Below are 3,036 nucleotides of genomic sequence, written 5' to 3' on the forward strand. Positions count from 1 at the left end.
GACCCCACCCCCGCCGATCCCGTGGCGGGGCCGGAGCCGGTGGAGCCGGTGGAGGACGAGCTGCGGCGCATGCTGCACGCCTCGGTGGAGGACCTGCGACCCTCGCCGGTCGCCCTGGAGACGCTCCGCCGCGCCGTCCCCGCCCGCCGCCGCAGGCGCCACCGCATGGTCGCCTCGGCCGCCTCGGTGGTGGTGTTGGCGGTGGGCACCCCGGCGGTGCTGCACGCCACCACCGCCTCCCGGGCGGCCGACACCTCGCCCACCGGGGCCGGGTACGACGAGAGCGCCGGTGGGAGCACCGGCGCCAACGACCCCGCGGGCGGGCCCGGCATCCACAGCTCCGGTGGCGCCGGGGAGGACGCCGGGAGCGACGGTGTGCCGGAGGGTCCCGGGGATCCCGACGCCGGTGCCGCCGAGGGCGGGGGCGCCACCCCCGAGGAGCGGCGCGAGGCCCTGGCCCTGACCTCGCCCCGGTGCGAGCGTTCCCACCTGGGGGCGGCACGCACCGAGGTGGGAACGCCGGACGGCGACGGGCACATCCACGGGGTCATCCGCCTGGCCAACATCTCCGCGGAGGCCTGCCGGGTGCGCGGCGCGGGTGATCTCGTCGCGGCGCCGTACGGGGCGGCCGGTGTGGACACCCCGGTGCAGGTGATGGACCGCACCGAGGGCGACCGGGCGACGGGGCTGCCGACGGCGGAGAGCTGGGAGCAGGACCTGGTGCTGCTGCCCGGTGAGAGCTACGAGGTGCGTTTCGCCTGGGTTCCGCGGCGGGGCACCACCGACGGTGGCTGTCCGGTGCCGGGTCGGCCGTCCCCCGATCCCGGCGAGAGCGAACCGCCGGCCGGTGGCGGGGGCTCCGGCGAGGTCGGGGAGGAGACGCCCGGCGGCACCGACCCGGAGGGCGGTGAGGAGACCGAGGCGCCGACCGACGGCGGTACGACGACCGCCGGTACCGGCGCCGGGACCGACGCGGAGGGATCCCCCTCCGCCGGCTCCACCGGATCCCCCGGGTCCACCGGCGGCTCCGGCGGGGACAGCGGATCCGCCGGCGAGGGCGGCGGGACCGACGGGGGCGGCGAGGCGGGCACGACCCTGCGCTACACGCCCGCCGTGGGGGATCCGCAGGCGGCCCGCATCGACCTGCCGGGCGTGTGCACCGGCACCGTCTACCGCACCGGGGTGCTGGCCGACCACTGACGTCGGGAGGGGCGGAACGAGGGGACCCCCCCGGGGCGCGGGCCGACCGCGCCCCGGAGCCGTCGCGCCGCGGGGCCCCTCGCCGGGAACGGGCGCGTTTCGGGCGGACCCGTCCGGTTCCGCCCACCCCGACCCGGTCGGTGCGCGGGAGCCGAGTACCGTGGGCACGTGTACCGGTTCCTGCTGACCCCGCGCTGGTGGGCGATCAACCTCTTCCTCGTGTTCGCCGTGCCCTTCTGCCTGATCATGGGGTTCTGGCAGCTGGGTCGCTTCGAGGACCGGGTGGACGGCCACCGGGAACACCAGCGGCAGACCGAGGAGGCCGCGTCGGCCGTGCCGGTGCCGCTGGAGGAACTGCTGCCCCTCACCACCGACACCGTCGGCGGCACCGCCGAGGTGAGCGGTGAGTGGGATGCGGACAACGAGCTTCTGGTGCCGCGCCGTTCGGCCGAGGGCGAGCCCGGGTTCCGGATCCTCACCCCCCTGATCCCGGCGGACGGCGGCCCCGCCGTGCCGGTGGTGCGCGGCTGGCTGCCCGCCGACGCCGTTCCGGACGGGGTGCCGCCGGCGGACGGGGGACCGGTGACGGTGATCGGCGTGCTGCAGGCCCCCGAGTCCCCGCGCGCGATCGGTGCGCCCACGGGGCTGCCCGACGGCCAGGTGGGGGTGGTCGGCGCGGCGTCCCTGATCAACGTGCTGCCGTACCCGGTGCTGGACGGCTGGCTGACGGTGCGGGAGGCGGAGGCGCCGCTGGTGGTGGTCCCGCCGGAGGCCGCGGCGGGGACGGTGCTGGACCTCAAGGCGTTCCAGAACCTCGGTTACACCGCCGAGTGGTTCGTCTTCGCGGCCTTCGTGATCTTCATGTGGTACCGGCTGCTGCGCCGGGAGGTGGAGGTCCGGCGCGACGCCCTGGCGGACGCGGGGGCGGCCGGGGCCGCCGCGGCGGGGCCGACGGCGGGGTCGACGGCGGGGTCGACCGATGCCCCCGCACCGGCCGACTCCGCCGCTCCGGCCGCTCCGGCCGACCGCACCGACGGCCCGGAGCCGGTCAGCCCGTCGACGCCGGAAGATGCCTCAGGGCGAACCCGATCTCCAGCCGGGTCTGCTTGACCCGCTCCTCCACGACCAGGGAGCCGTGCCCGGAGTCGTAGCGGTAGACCTCGTGCGGGGCGCCGCGTGCCGCCAGCCGCTCCACGTAGTTCTCGATCTGCCGGATCGGACAGCGGGGATCGTTGACCCCCGCCGAGATGAAGACCGGCGCCTTGACCTCGTCCACGTGGGTGATCGGCGAGGAGGCGCGCCACTGCTCGGGCATCTCCTCCGGGGTGCCGCCGAACAGGGTGCGGTCCAGGGCCTTCAGCGCCTCCATCTCGTCGTGGTAGGCGGTCACGTAGTCGGCGACGGGCACGGCGGCCACGCCCACCGTCCACAGGTCGGGCTGCACGCCGAGCCCCAGCAGTGTCAGGTAGCCGCCCCAGGAGCCGCCGGAGAGCACCAGGCGCTCGGGGTCGGCGGGGCCCTCGGTGACGGCCCACTCCCGCACCGCGGCGATGTCCTCCAGCTCGATGAGCCCGACCCGGTGCTTCAGGGCGTCCGTCCACTCCCGGCCGTAGCCGGTGGAGCCCCGGTAGTTGACCCGGATGACGGCGAAGCCGTGGTCCACCCAGGCGGCCGGTTGGGCGGCGAAGGCGTCCGAGTCGTGGGCGGCCGGCCCGCCGTGGATGTCGAAGACGGTGGGGAAGGGGCCCTCGCCGGGCGGGGTCTGCACCAGTACGTGGATGGGTCCGCCGGGGCCCTCCACCCAGGTGTCCCGCAGCGGCACGGAGGGCGGGGCGG

The 3,036-nt window shown here is 76.6% G+C and carries 3 protein-coding genes; 2 read left to right on the forward strand and 1 reads right to left on the reverse strand.

Going from position 1 to position 3,036, the window contains the following annotated elements:
- Window positions 1-1,200 (forward strand): hypothetical protein (locus FOE67_RS21285; RefSeq protein ID WP_182666448.1); only part of this gene is annotated, 1,200 nt, incomplete at its 5' end.
- A gap of 168 nt (window positions 1,201-1,368) precedes the next feature.
- Window positions 1,369-2,310: an SURF1 family protein gene (locus tag FOE67_RS21290; RefSeq protein ID WP_182666449.1), complete on the forward strand. Its 942-nt coding sequence runs from the start codon at window positions 1,369-1,371 to the stop codon at window positions 2,308-2,310.
- Here the strand turns inward: FOE67_RS21290 and FOE67_RS21295 are convergent.
- Window positions 2,249-3,036, reverse strand: a 788-nt coding sequence (locus FOE67_RS21295; RefSeq protein ID WP_182666450.1) for an alpha/beta hydrolase family protein, incomplete at its 5' end; no start/stop codon positions are given. The genes FOE67_RS21290 and FOE67_RS21295 overlap by 62 nt on opposite strands.

The sequence above is a fragment of the Streptomyces calidiresistens genome (assembly GCF_014141525.1).
GTDB lineage: Bacteria > Actinomycetota > Actinomycetes > Streptomycetales > Streptomycetaceae > Streptomyces > Streptomyces calidiresistens.